Annotated in this window: 18 protein-coding genes; 9 read left to right on the plus strand and 9 right to left on the minus strand. The window is 67.1% G+C overall.

Features of this window, described 5'->3' with window-relative positions:
* Positions 1-66: 66 nt before the first annotated feature.
* On the plus strand, positions 67-1,668 hold the full coding sequence (locus tag HMPREF3151_RS04695) for an HNH endonuclease signature motif containing protein (protein WP_070473955.1): 1,602 nt from the start codon (positions 67-69) through the stop codon (positions 1,666-1,668).
* Between the two features lie 25 nt (positions 1,669-1,693).
* Here HMPREF3151_RS04695 and HMPREF3151_RS04700 read toward each other — a convergent pair whose 3' ends face one another.
* The 8 genes from HMPREF3151_RS04700 to HMPREF3151_RS04735 form a co-directional block, all read right to left on the minus strand.
* The gene (locus HMPREF3151_RS04700; RefSeq protein WP_070473958.1) at positions 1,694-3,322 is read right to left on the minus strand and encodes an ABC-F family ATP-binding cassette domain-containing protein; all 1,629 of its coding nucleotides are present in this window, start codon (positions 3,320-3,322) and stop codon (positions 1,694-1,696) included.
* Between the two features lie 215 nt (positions 3,323-3,537).
* Positions 3,538-3,912 carry a metal-sulfur cluster assembly factor gene (locus HMPREF3151_RS04705; protein WP_070473960.1) on the minus strand — a complete coding sequence of 125 codons (375 nt, stop codon included), beginning with the start codon at positions 3,910-3,912 and terminating at the stop codon, positions 3,538-3,540.
* A gap of 3 nt (positions 3,913-3,915) precedes the next feature.
* Complete coding sequence (gene sufU / locus HMPREF3151_RS04710) at positions 3,916-4,365, minus strand: Fe-S cluster assembly sulfur transfer protein SufU (protein ID WP_070473962.1); 450 nt, start codon at positions 4,363-4,365, stop codon at positions 3,916-3,918.
* Positions 4,362-5,594 carry a cysteine desulfurase gene (locus HMPREF3151_RS04715; RefSeq protein WP_070473964.1) on the minus strand — a complete coding sequence of 411 codons (1,233 nt, stop codon included), beginning with the start codon at positions 5,592-5,594 and terminating at the stop codon, positions 4,362-4,364. Before HMPREF3151_RS04715 ends, sufU begins: the two co-directional genes overlap by 4 nt.
* Complete coding sequence (gene sufC, locus HMPREF3151_RS04720) at positions 5,594-6,349, minus strand: Fe-S cluster assembly ATPase SufC (protein WP_070473965.1); 756 nt, start codon at positions 6,347-6,349, stop codon at positions 5,594-5,596. The genes HMPREF3151_RS04715 and sufC overlap by 1 nt, the downstream gene beginning before the upstream one ends.
* A gap of 12 nt (positions 6,350-6,361) precedes the next feature.
* Complete coding sequence (sufD, locus tag HMPREF3151_RS04725; protein WP_070473967.1) at positions 6,362-7,525, minus strand: Fe-S cluster assembly protein SufD; 1,164 nt, start codon at positions 7,523-7,525, stop codon at positions 6,362-6,364.
* Complete coding sequence (gene sufB / locus HMPREF3151_RS04730; protein WP_070473969.1) at positions 7,526-8,971, minus strand: Fe-S cluster assembly protein SufB; 1,446 nt, start codon at positions 8,969-8,971, stop codon at positions 7,526-7,528.
* Positions 8,964-9,704: a helix-turn-helix transcriptional regulator gene (locus HMPREF3151_RS04735; protein ID WP_239218117.1), complete on the minus strand. Its 741-nt coding sequence runs from the start codon at positions 9,702-9,704 to the stop codon at positions 8,964-8,966. The genes sufB and HMPREF3151_RS04735 overlap by 8 nt, the downstream gene beginning before the upstream one ends.
* Before the next feature lie 122 nt (positions 9,705-9,826).
* Between HMPREF3151_RS04735 and mptB the strand changes: the two genes are divergently transcribed.
* The 5 genes from mptB (at position 9,827) to HMPREF3151_RS04760 (ending at position 15,179) form a co-directional block, all read left to right on the plus strand.
* Positions 9,827-11,539 (plus strand): polyprenol phosphomannose-dependent alpha 1,6 mannosyltransferase MptB, encoded by a 1,713-nt coding sequence (gene mptB / locus HMPREF3151_RS04740; RefSeq protein ID WP_371441210.1) that lies wholly within the window; start codon positions 9,827-9,829, stop codon positions 11,537-11,539.
* Entirely contained in the window at positions 11,532-12,458 is a 927-nt protein-coding gene (locus HMPREF3151_RS04745; protein ID WP_070473973.1) for an ABC transporter ATP-binding protein, read from the plus strand. The genes mptB and HMPREF3151_RS04745 overlap by 8 nt, the downstream gene beginning before the upstream one ends.
* Positions 12,458-13,222 carry an ABC transporter permease gene (locus tag HMPREF3151_RS04750; RefSeq protein WP_070473975.1) on the plus strand — a complete coding sequence of 255 codons (765 nt, stop codon included), beginning with the start codon at positions 12,458-12,460 and terminating at the stop codon, positions 13,220-13,222. The genes HMPREF3151_RS04745 and HMPREF3151_RS04750 overlap by 1 nt, the downstream gene beginning before the upstream one ends.
* A gap of 135 nt (positions 13,223-13,357) precedes the next feature.
* Positions 13,358-14,221 (plus strand): COX15/CtaA family protein, encoded by an 864-nt coding sequence (locus HMPREF3151_RS04755; protein ID WP_083290195.1) that lies wholly within the window; start codon positions 13,358-13,360, stop codon positions 14,219-14,221.
* Between the two features lies 1 nt (position 14,222).
* Positions 14,223-15,179 (plus strand): quinone oxidoreductase family protein, encoded by a 957-nt coding sequence (locus HMPREF3151_RS04760; RefSeq protein WP_070473979.1) that lies wholly within the window; start codon positions 14,223-14,225, stop codon positions 15,177-15,179.
* On the opposite strand, the gene HMPREF3151_RS04765 is transcribed toward HMPREF3151_RS04760, so the two are convergent.
* Positions 15,176-16,093, minus strand: coding sequence for a heme o synthase (locus HMPREF3151_RS04765; RefSeq protein WP_256365525.1), 918 nt, complete (start codon positions 16,091-16,093; stop codon positions 15,176-15,178). The two genes, HMPREF3151_RS04760 and HMPREF3151_RS04765, sit on opposite strands and share 4 nt — an antisense overlap.
* Positions 16,094-16,249: 156 nt before the next feature.
* Between HMPREF3151_RS04765 and tkt the strand changes: the two genes are divergently transcribed.
* The 3 genes from tkt to zwf are packed head-to-tail and all read left to right on the plus strand — an operon-like array spanning position 16,250 to position 21,077.
* Positions 16,250-18,421: a transketolase gene (gene tkt, locus HMPREF3151_RS04770; RefSeq protein WP_083290186.1), complete on the plus strand. Its 2,172-nt coding sequence runs from the start codon at positions 16,250-16,252 to the stop codon at positions 18,419-18,421.
* Between the two features lie 24 nt (positions 18,422-18,445).
* On the plus strand, positions 18,446-19,537 hold the full coding sequence (gene tal / locus HMPREF3151_RS04775; RefSeq protein ID WP_070473983.1) for a transaldolase: 1,092 nt from the start codon (positions 18,446-18,448) through the stop codon (positions 19,535-19,537).
* Between the two features lies 1 nt (position 19,538).
* Positions 19,539-21,077, plus strand: coding sequence for a glucose-6-phosphate dehydrogenase (zwf, locus tag HMPREF3151_RS04780; protein WP_083290187.1), 1,539 nt, complete (start codon positions 19,539-19,541; stop codon positions 21,075-21,077).
* Positions 21,078-21,088: the final 11 nt, after the last annotated feature.

The following is a 21,088-nucleotide window of genomic DNA, read 5'->3' on the forward strand; positions in this document are numbered from 1 at the left end:
TATGTCGGGGCGGCTTGTAGGTTAATCGTCAACCCATTCGATTAGGCAACTTGAAAGGAGGGCGAAATGACCGTTGAACTGCGAAAGCACGTCGACACAATCACTCATGCCCTCCTGGCCATGAAGGACCTGTGTGCAGACCCCGATGCGGTCGAGTTCGAGGAGGTTCGGGAGGATTTCGAGCGCCTCGAAGCAATATTCAACGTGAAGGCTACGCTCGACGCGCTTTTCGCGTACGTGTGCGAGCGTGACGACGCCGGGCGCGTCGTCGGCTCAAAGCACGCCAATCAGTACCTGCAGAAGAAGCTTGGGTTGGAGCCCAAGGTTGCCTACGACCGTCTCGCCCGAGGCCGGGACTACTACGGTGAGCCCGAGGTTGAAGAGGAGCAGGTCACCGACCTGTTCGATACCGATTGTGAGGAAACCCCCGCGGATCCGGCGGCGGAGGCAGAGCGGGAGGAAGCGGCCCGCGAGGCTGCTCGAGCGGCTGCCCGCGAAGAGGCGCGGCGCAAGCAAGAAGAAGCCCGCCGTGCCGCCGAGCGCGTGAACGCCGAGAAACAGCGCGTGATCCGCCAAGAGCTAGACAAGCTTGTCGGGGATGCGAAGGGAGCGCGTGCCCGTCTCCAGGCGGACGCGCTCGCGGAGGCGCCTCGGCGTTCTGTGAAGGATCTGCGTGCCACCGTGCGGCGCTGGGTCGAACGGGAGAACCGTAAGCACGTCGAGCCCACGAACCCGAACGCGGGCATGGAAAATCGAGGGCTGCACATCGGTGCCCAGCGCGCGGACGGGACGTGCCCGATAACCATCGATGCCGTGGCTTCCGATTCAGCCCTGTTTAAGGCGCTGACGGACAAGGGGTTGGTGCCCAACTCGAACCTCCCCGAGGGTGTGGAGGATTACCGCACGCCGTCGCAACGCAGGTACGACCAGTTCTCCGAGATACTCAAGCATTATGACGCCTGCGAGAAACCAACCGGCGGCGGGTGCGCGTCCGTGGTTGTGTCGGTGACGCTGGACGAGCTGACGGAGGCCGGGCCGACCACGAAGTTCGCCACCAACACCGGAATCGAGCTCGACGCCTTCGACCTCGTGCGTTTGGGCATGGATGGAACGTCGGACTTCGTGCTTACTGTCGACGACGCAACGTCGTTGCCGTTGAACCTATACCGGACGCGGCGATTGGCGTCGCTTGCGCAGCGGATCACCTTACTTGCGGTCCAGGGCGTGTGTGCCTGGACCGGCTGCACCGCCCCGCTGACCGAGACCGAGATCCACCACATCACGTCGTGGCTGCAAGGCGGCGACACCAATATCGACAACCTGACAGCGCTGTGCCGGACCCACCACCGCTGCAACAACGACTTCAAAGACCACAGAAACAACACCAGTCACATGGATGTGGACCCGACAACGGGTCGAGCCGGGGTGAAAGAGCCCGGGTGTGCAACATTGCAGTTCAACCACGCGGATGCGGCCGAACACTCGGCGGTGAACAGGTTACGGAAGCGGCACCGGCAGCGAGACCGAGCGACCGTGCCCGATCCCGGTGGCGGTGCAACCCCACCGGAAACTCCAGTACCACCAGACCCACCGGATCCTCCGCCCCCGCGCGGGCCGGTGGAGCCCCCGCCATGGGCTAAGGGGCAAGACCCGTACCCGCCGTTCTAGGTGCGCCCACCTGGCCGGTGGCAGGTTAGGCGAGCTCGACGATCTCCATGTATTCGTCGCTCCACATGTCCTCGTCGCCCTCGGGCATGATGATGACCCGCTCCGGCTCAAGCGCGCGCACCGCGCCCGGGTCGTGGGTGACCAGGACCACCGCGCCCGTGTAGGTCTTCAGCGCGTCCAGAACCTGCTCGCGGGATTGGGGGTCGAGGTTGTTCGTGGGCTCGTCGAGGAGCAGCACGTTCGCGCGCGAGGAGACGAGGGTGGCCAGCGCGAGGCGGGTCTTCTCACCGCCCGAGAGGGTGCCGGCGGGCTGCTCCAGCTTGTCGCCCGAGAACATGAACGCGCCGAGCAGGCCACGCAGGTCTTGCTGCCCGGCGTCGGGGCAGGCCTCGATGGTGTTCTCCCAGACGGTCTTGTCGCCGTCGATGGTGTCGTGCTCCTGAGCGAAGTAGCCGATCTTCAGCCCGTGGCCCGAGACCACGCCGCCCTCGCCGTCGGTGCGCTCCACCCCGGCAAGCAGCTTGAGCAGGGTGGTCTTGCCGGCACCGTTCGTGCCCAGCACCACCACGCGCGAGCCCTTGTCCACCGCCAAGTCCACCCCCGCGAAGACCTCGAGCGAGCCGTACATCTTGGTCAGACCCTTGCCAAACAGCGGCGTCTTGCCGCAGGGCGCCGGCTCCGGGAAGGAAATGGAGGCGACCTTGTCGGCGACGCGGACCTCGTCGAGCTCCCCCATCATCCGCTCGGCGCGCGCCAGCATCTGTTTCGCGGCCGCGGCCTTGGTCGCCTTCGCGCCCAGCTTCGCGGCCTGCTTCTGCAGCGCCGAGGCCTTCTTCTCGGCGTTGGCGCGCTCGCGGCGGCGCCGGGCCTCATCCAAGGCTCGGGCATCCTTGTATTTGGCAAAGCCCATGTTGTACACGTCGGCCTCGGCGCGCACCGCGTCCAGGAACCAGACCTTGTTGCACACCGCGTCGAGCAACTCGACGTCGTGAGAGATCATGATCAACCCGCCCTCGTGCTTGGACAGGAAGTTGCGCAGCCACGCGATGGAGTCGGCGTCGAGGTGGTTGGTGGGCTCGTCCAGGAGCAGAGTGGTCTGGGACTTACCCGAGCCCTGGCGCGAGGCGAACAGGATCTGGGCAAGCTCGACGCGGCGGCGCTGGCCGCCCGAAAGCGTCTTCAGCTGCTGGTCCAAGACGCGCTCCGGCAGACCCAGGTTGTCGCAGATCTGGGCTGCCTCCGCGTTCGCCTCGTAGCCACCGAGGGCCTGGTAGCGCTCCTCCAGCCGGGAGAACTTCGCGATCGCCTTGTCGCGCTCCGCGCCGTCGGTCTCCTCCATCAGCTTCTGCTGCTTCGCCATCGAGCGCTGGATTTGGTCCAGGCCGCGGGCCGAGAGCACACGGTCGCGGGCGGTCTGCTCGATGTCGCCCTCCTTGGAGTCTTGTGGGAGGTAGCCGATCTCGCCCGAGCGGGTCACCGAGCCGCCATAGGGTTCGGTCTCTCCCGCCAGGATGCGCATCGTGGTGGTCTTGCCGGCACCGTTGCGGCCGACCAGGCCGATGCGGTCGCCGGGTTGGACGCGGAGGTGCTGGCCGGGGGCGTCGAGAAGCGTGCGCGCGCCGACGCGGACCTCGAGATCATTGGTGACAATCACGGGGGTTCACTGTATCAACCGCCCCCAAATCGCCAGCTACTTCTTCGACACTGAGCGCACGATCCACAGAATTGCCAAAATCGGCAGCGCTACCAGGCTAGCGGTACCGAGCATAACCAGTATTTCGCCGAGTCCAAGGTTCACAACAGTCCTCCTTCAAAACGCGGAAATCCCCCACAGGTTAACAACCTGGGGGGGGACTTCGAGGGGTGCTTTTACACCGCGAACCCGAGGGCGCGGAGCTGCTCGCGGCCCTCCTCCGTGATGAACTGCGGGCCCCACGGCGGCATCCAAACCCAGTTCAGGTCCAGCTCGTCGACCGCCGTGTTGGCCACGACCGCCTGGGTCGCCTGCTCCTCGATCACGTCGGTGAGCGGACACGCCGGCGAGGTCAGCGTCATGTTGACCACCGCGACGGTCTTGCCCTCGCGATCCTCAATCCACAGGTCGTAGACCAAACCGAGGTCGACCACGTTGATGCCCAGCTCCGGGTCGATCACGTCGTGGAGGAACTCCTCCACCTCGCCGATGAGCTTGAGCTGCTCCTCGGTCTGCTGCGGACGCTCGGCCTGTTTCTCTGCATCAGTCATCGCTTACTCCTTCTCTCCCAGTGCGTCCGACGTCGCCGCCTGGAACGCCTTCCACCCCAGCAGCGCGCACTTCACGCGCGCCGGGAACTTGGCCACGCCGGCGAATGCCACGCCGTCGCCGATCTTCGCTGCATCCCCCTCGACGGTGCCACGCGAGGTGATCATCTCGTCGAAGGCGGCGAGCTTCGACATCGCCTCGTCGACAGGCAGCCCGATGACCTCCTCCGCCATCACCGAGGTGGAGGCCTGCGAGATCGAGCAGCCCTCGGCGTCGTAGGAGACGTCCTCGACCGTGGAGCCGTCCTCGGACAGGTGGACGCGCAAGGTCAGCTCGTCGCCGCACGACGGGTTGACGTGGTGCACCTCCGCCTCGTACGGCTCGCGCAGCCCCGCGTGCTGCGGGTTCTTGTAGTGGTCCAGGATGACTTCCTGGTACATGGATTCGAGGTTCATCGCGCGAAAAACTCCTTCGCTTTGTTAATCGACGACACCAAGGTATCAACCTCGTCCAGCGTGTTGTACAGGTAAAAGCTCGCACGCGACGTGGACTGCATGTCCAGGCCCCGGTGCAGCGGCCACGCGCAGTGGTGGCCGGTGCGGATGGCCACGCCCTCGGCGTCGAGCACCTGGCCCAGGTCGTGCGGATGCACGCCCTCGACCGTAAAGGCGATCGCACCGCCGCGGTTGTCGGCGGTGAGGGGGCCGGCGATGCGGAGGCCGTCGATACGCTGCATCTGCTCCAGGGCGTAGGCGGTGAGCTCGCGCTCGTGCGCCTGGATGTCCTCCATGCCGATCTCGGTGAGGAAGCGCACCGCCTCGCCGAGCCCCACGACCTGGGAGGTCATCTGGGTGCCCGCCTCAAAGCGCTGCGGCGCCGGGGCAAACGTCGTTTCCTCCATGCGCACAACCTCGATCATGGAGCCGCCGGTGAGGAACGGGGGCAGCTCGTTGAGGTGCTTCGAGTACACCGCGCCCACACCGTTTGGCCCGCACATCTTGTGGCCGGAGAACGCAGCGAAGTCCACGTCGAGCGCGTGGAAGTCCACCGGCATGTGCGGCACCGACTGGCAGGCGTCGAGCACGGTCAGCGCGCCGACGGCCTTGGCGCGTCGCACCATCTCGGCGACGTCGGCGTGCGCGCCGGTGACGTTGGACTGGTGGGTGAAGGCGACAACCTTGACGGTGTCGTCGAGCTCGAGCGAGTCGAGGTCGATGCGGCCGTCCTCGGTCATCGTGTACCACTTCAGCGTCGCACCGGTGCGACGCGCCAGCTCCTGCCACGGCACCAGGTTCGCGTGGTGCTCGAGCTCCGTGATCACGATGGTGTCGCCCTCGCCCACCGCGAACTCGCCGGCACGCGTGTCGCCCAGCACGTAGGCGACCAGGTTCAGCGCCTCGGTGGCGTTCTTGGTGAACGCGATCTCGTCGTCGCGCGCTCCCACGAACGCCGCGATGGCGGCGCGGGCGGACTCGTAGGCGTCAGTGGCCTCCTCGGCCAGCTGGTACGAGCCGCGGTGCACCGGGGCGTTGCAGCCGAGCACGAAGTCGCGCTCGGCGTCCCACACGCGCTGCGGGCGCTGCGATGTCGCGCCCGAATCCAGGTACACCAACGGCTTGTCCCCGCGCACCGTGCGCGACAGGATCGGGAACTCCTTGCGGATGGCAGTTACGTCGAGCGCCATTAGATGAACTTCTCGTAGCCCTCGGCCTCGAGCTGGTCGGCGAGCGAGGAGTCGCCGGTCTGCACGATCTTGCCGTCGGCGAAGACGTGGATGAAGTCGGGCTTGACGTAGTTCAGGATGCGCTTGTAGTGCGTGATCATGAGCACGCCGCCGCCGGTCTCCTCCTGGTAGCGGTTGATGCCTTCGGAGACGATGCGCAGCGCGTCGACGTCCAGGCCGGAGTCCGTCTCGTCCATGACGGCGAATTTCGGCTTCATCAGAGCAAGCTGCATGACCTCGTGGCGCTTCTTCTCGCCGCCGGAGAAGCCCTCGTTGACGGAGCGCTCGGAGAAGGAGGCGTCCATCTGCAGCGCCTCGCGGGCGGCGTTGAGCTCGCCGACCCACTCGCGCAGCTTCGGGGCCTCGCCGCGCACCGCGGTCACGGCGGAGCGCATGAAGTTCGACGAGGACACGCCCGGCACCTCCACCGGGTACTGCATGGCCAAGAAGAGACCTGCGCGGGCGCGCTCGTCGATTTCCATGTCGAGGATGTTCTCGCCGTCGAGAAGCACCTCGCCCTCGGTGACCTCGTACTTCGGGTGGCCCGCCAGCGTGTAGGCGAGGGTGGACTTGCCGGAGCCGTTCGGCCCCATGATCGCGTGGGTCTCGCCGCCCTTGATGGTCAGGTTGACGCCCTTGAGGATCGGCTTCGGTTCCTGGCCTTCCTCGGTGGGCAGGACGTTGGCGTGCAGGTTCTTAATTTCCAGGGTGGACATGTATTGCTCCTTTTAGTTTTCGTTGCGCTCGAGCTCGCCGGCGACGCGGGCGATGAGTTCTTCGCGGACGGACTCGACGGGGATCTGGTTGAGGACCTCGTTGAAGAAGCCGCGGATGATCAGGCGGGTGGCGTCTTCCTCGCGGATGCCGCGGGAGCGCAGGTAGAACAGCTGGTCGTCGTCGAAGCGGCCGACGGTTGCGGCGTGGCCGGCGCCGGCGATCTCGCCGGTTTCGATCTCCAGGTTCGGGATGGCGTCGGCGCGTGCGCCGTCGGTGAGCACCAGATTGCGGTTGGTCTCGTAGGTGTCGGTGCCCTTCGCTTCGGCGCGGATGAGCACGTCGCCCACCCAGCAAGTGCGGGCCTCGGGCAGCTTGGAGGCCTTGTCGCCCTGCAACGCGCCCTTGTACAGCACGTTGGAGCGGCAGTTCGGCACCGCGTGGTCCACCAGCAGGCGGTTCTCGATGTACTGGCCGGCGTCGGCGAAGTACACGCCGGTCAGCTCGGCGTCACCGCCCGGCGCCTCGAAGGCGAGGCGCGGGGTGATGCGGACGATCTCTCCGCCGAAGGTGGCCACGTGGTGGCGCAGGGTTGCATCGCGCTTCACGACGATCGACTGCTGGCCAACGTGCACAGCATCCAGATCCCAATCGGCATCCACCACGGCGTTGACGCGGGAACCCTCGCCGATGACCCAGTTGACGTTGTCGGCGTGGGTGCCGGAGCCCGCGTAGCGCACCACGACGGTGGCGGAAGAGTTCGCGCCGGACTCGAACACGACGGTGCCGAAGGTGGTCTTATCCGCGCCCGCGCCGGTGATGGTCACGGTGATGGGCTCGGTCAGCTCCGCGTTCGCCGGCACCGAGATCAGCGTGGCGTTCTCGGAGGAGGTCCACGCCTGGGCGGCGACGCGGTCGACGGGGGCGCCGGCGGCGGTCACGCGCTCGTCGTCAAGCGAAACCTGCTCGACTGCGACCTCACTGGGAGCATCAACCGCAATCTGCGCCTCGGCCTGCGGGGCGAACTCGCCGTTGTGCAGGCCGCGCAGGCGGCGCAGGGAGATGAAGCGCCAGACCTCGTCGCGGCCGCCCGGGACCTCGAAGTCCTCCACGTTGAAGGAGGAAAACAGGTCGCCCTTGTTGTTGTGCGTGGTGGCGTTTTTGACGGTTTCGGCCATTTAGCCCACCGATCCTTCCATTTGCAGCTCGATGAGGCGGTTCAGCTCGAGGGCGTACTCCATGGGCAGCTCCTTGGCGATCGGCTCGACGAAGCCGCGCACGATCATGGCCATGGCCTCTTCCTCGGCGATGCCGCGGGACATGAGGTAGAACAGCTGGTCCTCGGAGACCTTGGACACCTTCGCCTCGTGGCCCAGGGTCACGCGGTCGTTGCGGATGTCGTTGTACGGGTAGGTGTCCGAGCGGGAGATGTCGTCCACCAGCAGCGCGTCGCACTCCACGTTGGAGGCGGAGTCGTGCGCGTTGGCGTTGATCTGCACCAGGCCGCGGTAGGCCGCGCGGCCGCCGCCGCGGGCGACGGACTTGGACACGATGGACGAGGAGGTGTGCGGCGCCATGTGCGTCATCTTCGCGCCGGTGTCCTGGAACTGGCCCTCGCCCGCGAACGCGACGGAGAGCACCTCGCCGCGGGCGTGCTCGCCGGTCATCCACACGGCCGGGTACTTCATGGTCACCTTGGAGCCGATGTTGCCGTCGACCCACTCCATGGTCGCGCCCTCTTCAGCCTTCGCACGCTTGGTGACCAGGTTGTAGACGTTGTTGGACCAGTTCTGGATGGTGGTGTAGCGGCAGCGGCCGCCCTTCTTCACGATGATCTCCACCACCGCGGAGTGCAGCGAGTCCGACTTGTAGATCGGGGCGGTGCAGCCCTCGACGTAGTGCACGTACGCGTCCTCATCGACGATAATGAGGGTGCGCTCGAACTGGCCCATGTTCTCCGTGTTGATGCGGAAGTAGGCCTGCAGCGGGATGTCCACGTGGACCCCCGGCGGGACGTAGATGAAGGAGCCGCCCGACCACACGGCGGTGTTCAGCGCCGAGAACTTGTTGTCGCCGGCCGGGATGACGGAGCCGAAGTACTCCTTGAACAGGTCCTCGTGCTCGCGCAGGGCGGTGTCGGTGTCGACGAAGATAACGCCCTTTTCCTCCAGGTCCTCGCGGATCTGGTGGTAGACCACCTCGGACTCGTACTGCGCGGCCACGCCTGCGACGAGGCGCTGCTTCTCAGCTTCCGGGATGCCCAGCTTGTCGTAGGTGTTCTTGATGTCCTCCGGCAGGTCGTCCCAGCTGGTGGCCTGCTCCTCGGTGGAGCGGACGTAGTACTTGATGTTGTCGAAGTCGATGTCGGACAGGTCCGCGCCCCAGGTGGGCATGGGCTTCTTGTCAAAGATCTCCAGCGCCTTCACACGCTGGTTGAGCATCCACTCCGGCTCGCCCTTAATGCCGGAAATGTCGCGCACGACATCTTCGTTCAGGCCGCGGCGCGCGGCGGCGCCGGCGGCGTCCGAGTCGTGCCAGCCGTAGTTGTAGGCGCCGATCGACTCGATGATCTCGTCGTCGTTCATCGGCTTCTCAAGGCCTGGTGTGGGCTTCACTTCAGTCATTGTCAGCCGCTCCTTTCGTTGCTGTTCCCGCCGAGCGCGTTCGGGTCCGCGCCGCGGCAAGGGGGATGTTAGTTGTGCAGATTCCGTCGCCGTCGGAGATGAGGGCAAGCGGCTGCACATGCGTATCGACGATCCGCGCCACCGCCTCCCTTTCTGCCTCGCAGAACTCCGGGTGCGCCGCGGCAACCGCGGACACCGGGCAGTGGTGCTGGCAGATCTGGATGCCGGCGTCGGTGCGGTGGACGCTCGGGGCGTAGCCGTGCTTTTCCAGCGCGGCGGCGACGCGCTGCGCCGTCACCTCTGGCTCGTCCGCCGGCTCCACGTCGCCGAGGATCTTTTCCACGCGGGCGCGGGCGAAGTCGCGCACCGCGTCCTCGCCCCCGATCTGCTGGATCAGTTCCACGGCGTCGAGCGCGAGTCCGTCGTAGTGCGAACCGAAGCGCTCGCGACCTGCGGCGGTGAGCTGAAAGTGCTTGGCCGGCCGGCCGCGCCCCTGCTCCTCCCCCGCGACGGCGCGCGGGGCGCAGGGTACTGCCAGCTTCTCCTCGACGAGCTTGTCCACGTGCCTGCGCACGCCGGCCGCCGAGAGGCCGAGCTCTTCCGCAATGTCGTTGGCCGCTACCGGGCCCCGCTTGAGCAGGACCGACATCACCTGCGAGCGCGTGTCGCCGCCAACGCGGGACGCGTCCGCAGGAGCGGGATTGCGGGTATCCGCTGTGTCCGCTGTGTCCACGATGGCACCACCTTTCGCTCGATGTGGTTTGGGTCGCTGCCTTTTCACAACACTAGTGTGTTGTAAATATTCCCGCCGCAACGGGTGGGCCCGTGTCGGGGCGCCACTTAGACTGTTCAACCGTGACTGAACCCGAACGCCCGCACGGCACCCGACGTACGCGCCACGCCAGGCGCGTGAGCTTGGTCAGCGAGCTGCCCCGCTTCGGTCGTCCGGGATCCCGTTCAACGCTGCTCCACGACCCGGCCTCCCCTGCCCAGAGCACTCCGACAAGCGTGGCGGTTCGCACCCGCGAGCGCAGCCGATTCGCGGCTCTGCGCTGGGCAGGTGCGGCGGGGGCGTGCCTGATCGCCTTCGCGGGCATCGGCGGCGGCGCCCTGCCGGTGGTGGAAAACCCGTGGCAGAGCTTCCCCTTCGGCGCGGAGATGGGACGCATGATGCTCGCCTCCAACGCGCTCGTGCTCATCGGCGTCGGCGTGTTGGTGGCCGCTTGGCTGGCCATGGCGCCGTTCGTCGGGGCGTCGCCGGGCGCGGCACGAGGGGCGCGGGTGAGCAACCCGGAGATGCTGCGCACCTTCATCGCGTGGGTGATCCCGCTGCTCGCCACCGCACCACTGTTCACCCAGGACATCTACTCCTACCTGGCCAACGGCAACATCGTGCGCCAGGGGCTCGACCCGTACTCCTCCGGCCCCGTGGAGATTCTCGGCGTGGAGCACCATCTCGCCCGCTCCGTGCCGTTTATTTGGGCGCACTCCCCTAGCCCGTACGGGCCGGTTGCGCTCGGCACGGCGGCGGTGATCTCGCACATCACGGGTGACTCGATCTTTTGGGGCGTGCTCGCCCACCGCGTCGTGTCTGTCGCTGGCATTCTCGCCGCGGCCTGGGCAGTGCTCGCGCTGGCGAAGCGCTGCGGCGTAACAGGGCCGGCCGCCCTGTGGCTGGGCATCCTCAACCCGCTGACGGTGTTGCACATGGTCGGCGGCATCCACAACGAGGCCATCATGATGGGCCTGCTGCTCGTCGGCCTCGAGGTGGGGCTGCGAGGCATCGACCGGCTCGAGCGCGACCGGCGCTCCGGCTGGGCTCAGCTCGCTGCTTCTGCTGCCCTGATCAGCTGCGCCGGCATGGTGAAGGTGATCGGCTTTTTGGCCCTCGGATTCACCGGCATGGCGCTGGCCCGCCACCTGCGCACACGACCACTTCGCCAGCGCAGCGGCCCCCGCGCGATCGCCACCTCCGCCGCCCTGCACGCGACCATGCTGGTGGCCACCGCCATCGCGGTCTCGCTAATCTCCGGCATCGGCCTGGGGTGGGTCACCGGCCAAGGAGGCGCCGCGCAAATCCGCAGCTGGCTGTCTGTGACCACGGATATCGGCGTCGCCGGCGGGTTCCTCGGCATGAACCTGGGGCTCGGCGACCACACGGACGCGATGCTCAGCGTGACCCGTTGGGCGGGGTTGACCGTCGCCGCCGCGTTCGCGGTGCGCATGCTCTGGGCCACCTACCGCGGCACCATCCACCCGGTCGGCGGTCTCGGCGTGTCCACGTTCGTTTTGGTTGTGCTGTTTCCCGTCGTGCACCCCTGGTACCCGTTGTGGGCCGTGCTTCCGCTGGCGGCGTGGGCGAACCGTTTCGCCTTCCGCGCCTCTGTGGCCGGGTACTCGGCGTTGGTGAGCTTCCTCGTCCTCCCCCGCGGGCTCCGCCTCCAAGCGGGGGCGGTGGCCACCATCTACGGCTCCGCCATCGTCGGCTTCATCCTGCTGACGGTGTGCGTGGCGCTCACGCTTCGGGTGCTGCGGCGCAGGCGGTCTACACTCATCACCCATGAGTGATCACGCGCTGGTTGTCGACAGTGTTGTCAAGCGGTTCGGCGACAAAACGGCAGTTGACGGGCTCTCATTCACAGCGCGGCGCGGCGAGCTGCTGGCGCTTCTGGGCCCCAACGGCGCCGGTAAAACCACCACCATCGAGATGTGCGAGGGCTTTACCAAGCCCACCTCCGGGTCGATCCGCGTGCTCGGCATCGACCCGGTCGCGCAGCCGCAGAAGGTGCGCGACCGCATCGGCATCATGCTCCAGGGCGGCGGCTCCTACGCCGGCGTCTCCGTCGAAGAAATGCTCAACCTCGCCGCCAGCTACAACAAGCATCCCCACGACCCGCGGTGGCTCATGGAGTTGGTGGGGCTGGAAGGCGCAGCCAAGACCACCTACCGCCGACTGTCGGGCGGCCAGCAGCAGCGACTGTCGCTGGCGCTGGCGCTGATTGGCAGGCCGGAGCTGATCTTTCTGGACGAGCCCACCGCGGGCCTGGACGCCCAGTCCCGTATGGCGGTGTGGGACATCATCTCCGCACTCAAGCGCGACGGGGTGAGCGTCCTGCTCACCACCCACCTCATGGACGAGGCCGAAAGCCTCGCGGATGACGTGGTCATCATCGACCACGGCAAGGTCGTCGCCCAGGGCACCCCGGAAGAGCTGACCAGCCACGAAGAGTTTCCGGTGCTCGCGGTCGAGACGGCGGAGGTGTTCGACGTGCAAAAGCTTAACGACGAGCTCACGCCCGCCGGCCTCACAGTCGAGGAAGTCCGGCCGCGCAGTTACCGGATCAAAGGTACGGGCTCGCCGGAGGTCGTCGAGACGCTCGCGCGCGAGGCCGCACGCCAGGATGTGCTGATCCGCGAGCTGAGCGTGTCCCACCGCAACTTAGAGGACGTGTTTTTGGACATCACAGGAAGGGAGCTGAGGAGCTAATGGAGAAGCTCACCCCAGGCATTTTCGCCCCGGCGCCGCAGCGGGCGTCGTTCGGCCGGATGGCCGCGGCCCAAGGGCGCATCGAGGCGAAGCTGATGCTGCGCCACGGCGAGCAGCTCCTGCTCAACGTGCTGATCCCGGCGGCGATCCTGCTCGCCGCGCACTTCGCGCCGATCCTCGGCGAGAACACCGAGTTCGACGTGCTGGTGCCCATGGTTTTCGCTGTCGCCGCCACCGGCGCGGGTTTTACCGGCCAGGCCATCGCCGTCGCATTCGACCGACGCTACGGGGCGTTAAAGCGCACCGGCGCATCCGGGGTGCCGCCCTGGACCATCATCGTGGGCAGAATCCTCGGCGTGCTGGCCACGGTGGTGGTGCAGCTCGTGGTGCTCGGCGCGATCGCGCTGGCGCTGGGGTGGCGCGTGACCCCCGCCGGCGCCGCCTTCGGGCTGGCTACCCTCCTGTGCGGTGTGGCCGCGTTCACCGCGATGGGGCTGCTTATGGGAGGCACCCTGCGCGCCGAGCTGGTGCTGGCGCTGGCGAACCTGATCTGGCTGGTGCTCATGGGCGTCCTCGGCTGGGTGGGCTACTCCGGCGACATCGCGCACGCCGGGTGGTGGAACGCGGTGCCCACCGTGGCGCTGGCGGGCGCCCTGGTGCAGGCCCTTTCGCTGCAGGTCAACTGGGCGGCGTGGGCGTCCCTCGGAGCGTGGGGGGTAGCGGCGGTGACCGCCGCCGTGCGCCTGTTCCGCTTTGACGGCTAGGCGCGTTACACTCACCACGATCAACATCGTCCGAAAGTTGGAGAAACAGTGACCGCAACCACAGCTGAGACCCGCCCGAGTTCCTGGAGGGAGGCCTGGCGCGACCCGTCTCTCAAGTTGCAGCGCACCCTCGCCATGGTGCTGCTGCTGTGCCAGGGCGGCATCACCGTGACCGGCTCGCTGGTGCGCGTGACCGGGTCTGGCCTCGGCTGCGACACCTGGCCGCTGTGCCACGAGGGCTCGCTCGTGCCGGTCGCCGGCGCGGCCCCCTGGATCCACCAGGCCATCGAGTTCGGCAACCGCCTCCTCGCCTTCGTGGTCGCCGCGGCCGCCGGCCTCGTGCTCTTTGCCGTGATCCGCGCCGGGCGCCGCAAGGACATTAAGACGCTGGCCTGGATATCCCTGCTGGGCGTGGTCGTGCAGGCCGTCATCGGCGGCATCTCCGTGCGGCTTGACCTGCGCTGGTGGTCCGTGGCGGTGCACTTCCTGCCGTCGATGGTGCTCGTGTTCGTCGCCGCGATGCTGTACATGCGCATCGCCGAAACCGACACAGCAGCCCCCACCCGCCGCTACCCCGGCTCGGCGCAGACGTGGACGCTCATCGCCGCCGCGGCGCTGTGCCTCGTGCTCATCACCGGCACCATGGTCACAGGCTCCGGCCCTCACTCGGGCGACGCTGGCGCAGGCATGGAGGGCCGCCTCGAGATGGACACGCGCGTGCTCGCCTACGTGCACGCCGTGTGCATGTACCTCTACCTCATCGCCACCATCATCACCACGGTGCTGCTGCGCAACTCCGGCGCGCCGGAGGACGCTAAGCGCACCGCATACGTGCTCATCGCCATGATTCTGGTGCAATGGGCCATCGGCGTGATCCAGTTCCGCATGGGGGTTCCGCGCTGGACAATCCCGGCGCATATCGCCATGTCGTCGGTCGTGGTTGCATTTAGCGGGTTCCTTTTCGCACATGGGAAGCGCAGGTTGCCTACGCTCGTGTGACATGAAAGCAATCGTTGTCACATCCCACGGCGGCCCGGAAGTCCTCGAGTACAAGGACGTCGAGCCGCCACAGCCGTCTGAGGGGCAGTTGCTTGTCGACGTCGCGTACGCCGGCATCAACTACATCGACACCTACTTCCGCTCCGGAACTTACCCCTCAAATCCGCCCTATATTCCCGGCACCGAGGGCTGCGGCCGCGTGGTGGAAGATCCCCTCGGCGAGATCGCGCCCGGCACCTTGGTGGCCTGGCACGCCGCTCCCGGCTCCTACGCCGAGCAGGTGGCGGTGGACCGCAACCGGCTCGTGGCCGTGCCGGAAGGTGTCGATCCAGCGGTGGCGGCCTCGATGCTGCTGCAGGGCATGACCTCGCACTACCTGCTCCACGGTGTACGCGAAACGAAGCCGGGCGACACCATGGTCGTCACCGCCGGTGCCGGCGGCGTGGGGCTGATCCTGACCCAGATGGCGGCCGCCGAGGAGGCGACCGTCTACTCAGTTGTCTCCACCGACGAGAAAGAACAGCTCGCCTACGAGGCGGGCGCGTCCAAGGTGTTCCGCTACGGCGAGGACCTGGCCGAGCAGATCAAGGCCGAAAACGGCGGCGGCGTGGACGTGGTCTACGACGGCGTCGGGCAGGACACCTTCGAGATGTGCCTGAACGTCACCCGCCCGCGCGGGCTGGTGTGCTCGTTCGGCTCCGCCTCCGGCGACGTCGAGCCGTTCAAGATCCAGGAGCTCAACGCCCACGGCGCGCTGTTTCTCACCCGCCCCTCGTTGAAGCACTACGTGGCAACGGACGACGAGTTCCTCATGCGCGCCCAGGCCGTGGCCCGGGCGGTGGAAGACGGCACGGTGAAGATCCGCATCCACCCGCCCTATGAACTGAAAAACGCCCGCCAGGCCCACGAGGACCTGCAGGCGCGCAACACCACCGGCTCGGTGGTGCTGAAGGTCTAGAACAGCAGCTGGCTGACGGTCTCCCAGCCGAGCACCGCGTCGAAGGACAGGCCCAGGAACAGCGCGGCGAGGTAGTTGTTGGAGAGGATGAACAGCTTCAGCGGCTTGACGTTCTCGCCGCGCACGATGCCCTGGTGCAGCTTCGTCGCCATGACCAGAAACGCGACGCCGGAAATGATCGCAATTGCCAGGTAAATCCAGGACGCCGCCGGCACCAGCACCAGGGAGACCGCCACGGTCAGCCAGGAGTAGAGCACAATCTGGCGGGAGGTCTCTTCGGCCGAAGCCACCACCGGCAGCATGGGCACGTTGGCGCGGGCGTAGTCGTCCTTGTACTTCATTGCCAGCGCCCAGGTGTGCGGCGGGGTCCAGAAGAAGATGATCAAGAACAGCACGATGGCCTGCCACCAGTTGTCGGCGGAGCCGTCGTGGACGTTGTCGCGGATCACGGCCCAGCCCACCATCACGGGCATGCAGCCGGCGGCGCCGCCCCAGATGACGTTCTGCCAGGTGCGTCGCTTCAGCCACTTCGTGTAGACGAAGATGTAGAAGAAGTTGGTCAGCACGATGAAAAACGCCGCCAGCCAGGAGTTGCACAGCACCCCGAGCCACAGCACGGACAGCACGAGCATCACCCAGGCGAACACCGCGGCCTTCTGCTTGGTCACCGAGTGGCGCACCAGCGGGCGGGCGCGGGTGCGGCCCATCTTCTGGTCGATGTCGTAATCCGCCACCATGTTGAAGGTGTTCGCGGCCGCGGCACCCATCCAGCCGCCAAGCAGCGTGCCCAGCACTAGCCAGAGGTGCACCTCGCCGCGGTGCGCCTGCAGCATCGCGGGAATCGCGGCGACCAAGAGAAGTTCAATGACCCTCGGCTTCGTCAACGCGAAATATGCCTTGATGGTCTCCAACAACTCTCTCCTTTTTGTACCGCCGTCGGGCGCGGGCAATCATACCTTCGGATGATGGTAGCCCCAACCAGCGTGAGTTAACGAATCGAGGAACGGGTGGGACCGGAGGCGTCGATAAGCGATATGCTTTTGTGCGACCTTAAAGAAAGCGAGGAACCCATGACGCTGCCCCCGAAACTGCAGGCAATGACCGAGCGCAACTACCCGCAGGACTGGACCGAGACCGACACCCGCGCCGTTGACACGGCCCGGGTGCTCGCCGCGGACGCAGTGGAGCACTGCGGCTCCGGCCACCCCGGCACCGCCATGAGCCTCGCGCCGCTGGCCTACACCCTGTTCCAGCGCGTGATGGACGTGGACCCGTCCGACAAGGACTGGGTGGGCCGCGACCGCTTCGTGCTGTCCAACGGCCACTCCTCGCTCACGCAGTACGTGCAGCTGTACCTCGGCGGCTTCGGGCTGGAACTGCAGGATTTGAAGGACCTGCGCACCTGGGGCTCGAAGACCCCGGGCCACCCGGAGTACAACCACACCGACCACATCGAGATCACCACCGGCCCGCTCGGCCAGGGCCTCGCTTCCGCAGTGGGCATGGCGATGGCTTCTCGACGTGAGCGTGGCCTGTTCGACCCCGACGCCCCCGCCGGAGAGTCCCCCTTCGACCACTTCATCTACGTCGTCGCCGGCGACGGTTGCCTGCAGGAGGGCGTGACCGCCGAGGCGTCCTCCCTGGCAGGCACGCAGCAGCTGGGCAACCTCATCCTGTTCTGGGACGACAACCGCATCTCCATCGAGGACGACACCCAAATCGCCTTCACCGAGGACGTGCTCAAGCGTTACGACGCATACGGCTGGCAGACCCTCACCGTCGAATCCGGCGAGGACGTTGCCGCCATCGAGGCCGCCGTGGCCGAGGCGAAGGCGGAGCCGACCAAGCCGACGATCATCCGCGTGAAAACCGTGATCGGCTACCCGGCCCCGAACCTGATGAACACCGGTGCCATCCACGGCGCAGCACTCGGCGCCGACGAGGTCGCCGCAGTCAAGGAGGCGCTCGGCTTCGACCCGGCCGTGCACTTCCCTGAAGAAGACGAGGTGATCACCCACACCCGCAGGCTGCGCGAACGTGCGGCTGAGAAGCGCGCTGCCTGGGACGAAAAGTTCAACGCCTGGGCCGAGGCGAACCCGGAGCGCAAGGCGCTGCTGGACCGCCTGACCGCTCGCGAGCTGCCGGCGGACTGGAAGAAGGACTTCCCCACCTGGGAACCGGACGCGAAGGGCGTGGCCACTCGCAAGGCCTCCGCCGCCGCGATCCAGGCCGCCGCGGCCGCGCTGCCCGAGCTGTGGGGCGGCTCCGCCGACCTGGCCGGGTCCAACAACACCCTGATCGAGGGTGCGGACTCCTTCGGCCCGCGCTCCATCTCCACTGAGATGTTCTCCGCCGACCCGTACGGGCGCAACCTGCACTTCGGCATCCGCGAGCACGCCATGGGCGCGGTGATGAACGGCATCGCCCTGCACGGCGGCACCCGCGTCTACGGCGGTACCTTCCTCATCTTCTCCGAGTACCTCTACCCCGCCATCCGCGTCGCCGCCCTGTCCGGCATCGACGGCTACTACGTGTTCACCCACGACTCCATCGGTCTCGGCGAGGACGGCCCGACCCACCAGCCGGTGGAGACCCTCGCCGCTCTCCGCGCCATCCCGGACGTGGCGGTGATCCGCCCGGCCGACGCGAACGAGACCTCCGCCGCCTGGATCGCCGCACTCGAGGCGAAGGAGCAGCCGAAGGCGCTGGCGCTGTCCCGCCAGAACCTGCCGGTGCTCGAGGGCACCAAGGAGAAGGCTTTCGAGGGCGTGGCCCGCGGCGCCTACGTGCTGGTCGAGGAATCCGCCGACAGCCCGGAGGTGATCCTCATGGCCTCCGGTTCCGAGGTCCAGTACGCCGTCGGAGCCGCCAAAACGCTCGAGGCCGAGGGCACCGCAACCCGCGTGGTGTCCGTGCCGTCCATGGACTGGTTCATGGAGCAGGACGACGCCTACATCGACGCCGTGCTGCCGCGCGACGTCAAGGCCCGCGTCTCCGTCGAGGCGGCGACCTCCATGCCGTGGTTCCGCTTCCTCGGCGAGTACGGCCGCGCCGTGTCCCTGGAGCACTTCGGTGCCTCCGCACCGGGCGCCGAGCTGTTCGAGCGCTTCGGCTTCACCACCGACAACGTCGTGCGCACCGCCCGCGAAACCCTCGAGTGCGTGCGCGAGGAGCGCAGCGTGGCCACGAGCGTGCGCGTCGGGGACACCGAATCCGAGCCCACCCGCGGCGACGGGCGCTAACTCGCAAAGGAAGGGATTGAAAGCATGACCGCAATCGACGACCTCTACCAAGTCGGCACCTCCACCTGGCTCGACGACCTGTCGCGCGAGCGCATCGCCACCGGCAACCTGGACGAAGTGAAGCAAGCGAAGTCCATCGTCGGCGTGACCACCAACCCCGCGATCTTCGCCGCCGCCATGGGCTCCGGCACCCACTACGACGAGCAGCTCGCCGAGCTGAAGCAGGCCGGCACCACCGCCGACGCCGCCGTCTACGCCATGAGCGTCAAGGACGTCCAGGACGCCTGCGATCTCTTCCGCGACACCTTTGATGCCACCGGCGGCAAAGACGGCCGCGTCTCCATCGAGGTGGACCCGCGCTTCGCCGCCGACGAGGCGAAGACCATCGCCCAGGCCCGCGAGCTTTGGCAGCTGGTGGACCGCGACAACCTCATGATCAAGATCCCGGCCACCGACGAGTCGCTGCCCGCCGTCACCGCGGCGCTGGCCGAGGGCATCTCCGTCAACGTCACCCTGATCTTCTCCGTGGAGCGCTACAAGCAGGTCATCGATGCCTACAAGGACGGCATCCGCAAGGCCGCCACCAACGGCCACGACGTCAGCCGCATCCACTCCGTGGCGTCCTTCTTCGTCTCCCGCATGGACACCGAGGTGGACAAGCGTCTCGAAGCCATCGGCACCAAGGAGGCGCTGGCGCTGCGCGGCAAGGCCGGCATCGCCAACGCGCGGCTGGCATATGCCCTGTTTGAGCGTGAGTTTGGCGGAGCTGACGTCGAGAAGCTTCCTGCGGGCGCGAACGCCCAGCGCCCCCTATGGGCGTCGACCGGTGTGAAAAACCCGGACTACCCGGCGACGATGTACGTCACTGAGCTCGCTGGCCCGCAGACCGTGAACACGATGCCGGAGAAGACGCTCGACGCGGTGCTTCGCGACGGCGGCGTGCACGGCGACACCCTCACCGGCACCGAAGCTGCCTCTCGCGAAACCTTCGCGGCGCTGCGCGGCGTGGGCATCGACCTCGACGACGTGGTCGCCGTGCTGGAGCGCGAAGGCGTGGAGAAGTTCGTGGACGCGTGGCAGGAGCTGCTCGATTCCATGACTGCTAGGCTCGCCTAACGTGACTTCACCGCACCAGCAGTGGACCAACCCGCTGCGCTCTGACGCCGACAAACGCCTCCCCCAGATCGCCGGGCCCTCCGGCATGGTGATCTTCGGGGTCACCGGCGACCTCGCCCGCAAGAAGCTGCTGCCGGCCGTCTACGACCTGGCCAACCGCGGCCTCCTGCCCGGCGGGTTCACGCTGGTCGGTTACGGGCGGCGCGACTGGTCCAAGGCCGACTTCGAGGCGTACGTGCGCAAGGCTGTCAACGACGGCGCGCGCACCGAGTTCCACGAGAACGTGTGGCAGCGTCTCGCCGAAGGCCTCGAGTTTGTCCAGGGCAACTTCGACGACGACGCCGCCTTCGACCGGCTTGCCGCCACCTGCAAACGCAGCGACGACGAGCGCGGCACCGCCGGCAACTGGGCCTACTACCTGTCCGTGCCACCTGAGTTCTTCGCCGAGGTGGTCCACCAGCTGGACCGCTCCGGCATGGCGCACGACGGCGAGAACCAGTGGCGCCGCGTGATCATTGAAAAGCCGTTCGGCCACGACCTCGAGTCCGCCAAGGAGCTCAACGCGGTCGTCGGCGCGGTGTTCGACGAGCGTTCCGTGTTCCGCATCGACCACTACCTGGGCAAGGAAACTGTCCAGAACATCCTTGCACTGCGCTTTTCCAACCAGATGTTTGAGCCGGTGTGGAACTCCCACTACCTCGACCACGTGCAGATCACCATGGCCGAGGACATCGGCCTGGGCGGGCGCGCCAGCTACTACGACGGCATCGGCGCCGCCCGCGACGTGATCCAGAACCACCTGATCCAGCTGCTCGCCCTGGTGGCTATGGAGGAGCCGACCTCCTTTTCCCCCGGCCAGCTGCGCGCCGAGAAACTCAAGGTGCTGCGCGCCACCTCAGCGGTGGGCCCGTTCGGCAAAACCACCGCGCGCGGGCAGTACACCGCCGGGTGGCAGGGGTCGAAGAAAGTGGTCGGCCTGCGCGAGGAGGAAGGGTTCGACCCGAACTCCACCACCGAGACGTTCGCCGCCTGCACCCTACAGATCGATTCCCGCCGCTGGGCCGGCGTGCCGTTCTACCTGCGCACCGGCAAGCGGTTAGGTCGGCGCGTCACCGAGATCGCGCTGGTGTTCAAGCGCCCGCCGTATCAGCCGTTCTCCCAGGGCCAGACGGACCTTCTAACCAACAACGCGGTGGTCATCCGGGTCCAGCCCGACGAGGGCGTGCTCATGCGCTTCGGCTCCAAAGTCCCCGGCCCCGGCATGGAGCTGCGCGACGTGAACATGGACTTCTCCTACTCCGAGGCGTTCACAGAGCAGTCGCCGGAAGCCTACGAACGCCTCATCCTGGACGCGCTTTTGGACGAGTCCAGCCTGTTTCCCACCAACTCCGAGGTGGAGCGCAGTTGGGAGATCCTGGACCCGGTGCTGAATTACTGGGCCGAGCAGGGCAGCCCCGACGACTACGCCGCCGGCACCTGGGGGCCGGCCTCCGCCGAGCGCATGCTGTCGAAGGACGGGCGCGCCTGGCGGCGTCCATAAGCAAGAAAGGC

It is taken from the genome of Corynebacterium sp. HMSC05H05, from assembly GCF_001807265.1.
Taxonomy (GTDB): domain Bacteria; phylum Actinomycetota; class Actinomycetes; order Mycobacteriales; family Mycobacteriaceae; genus Corynebacterium.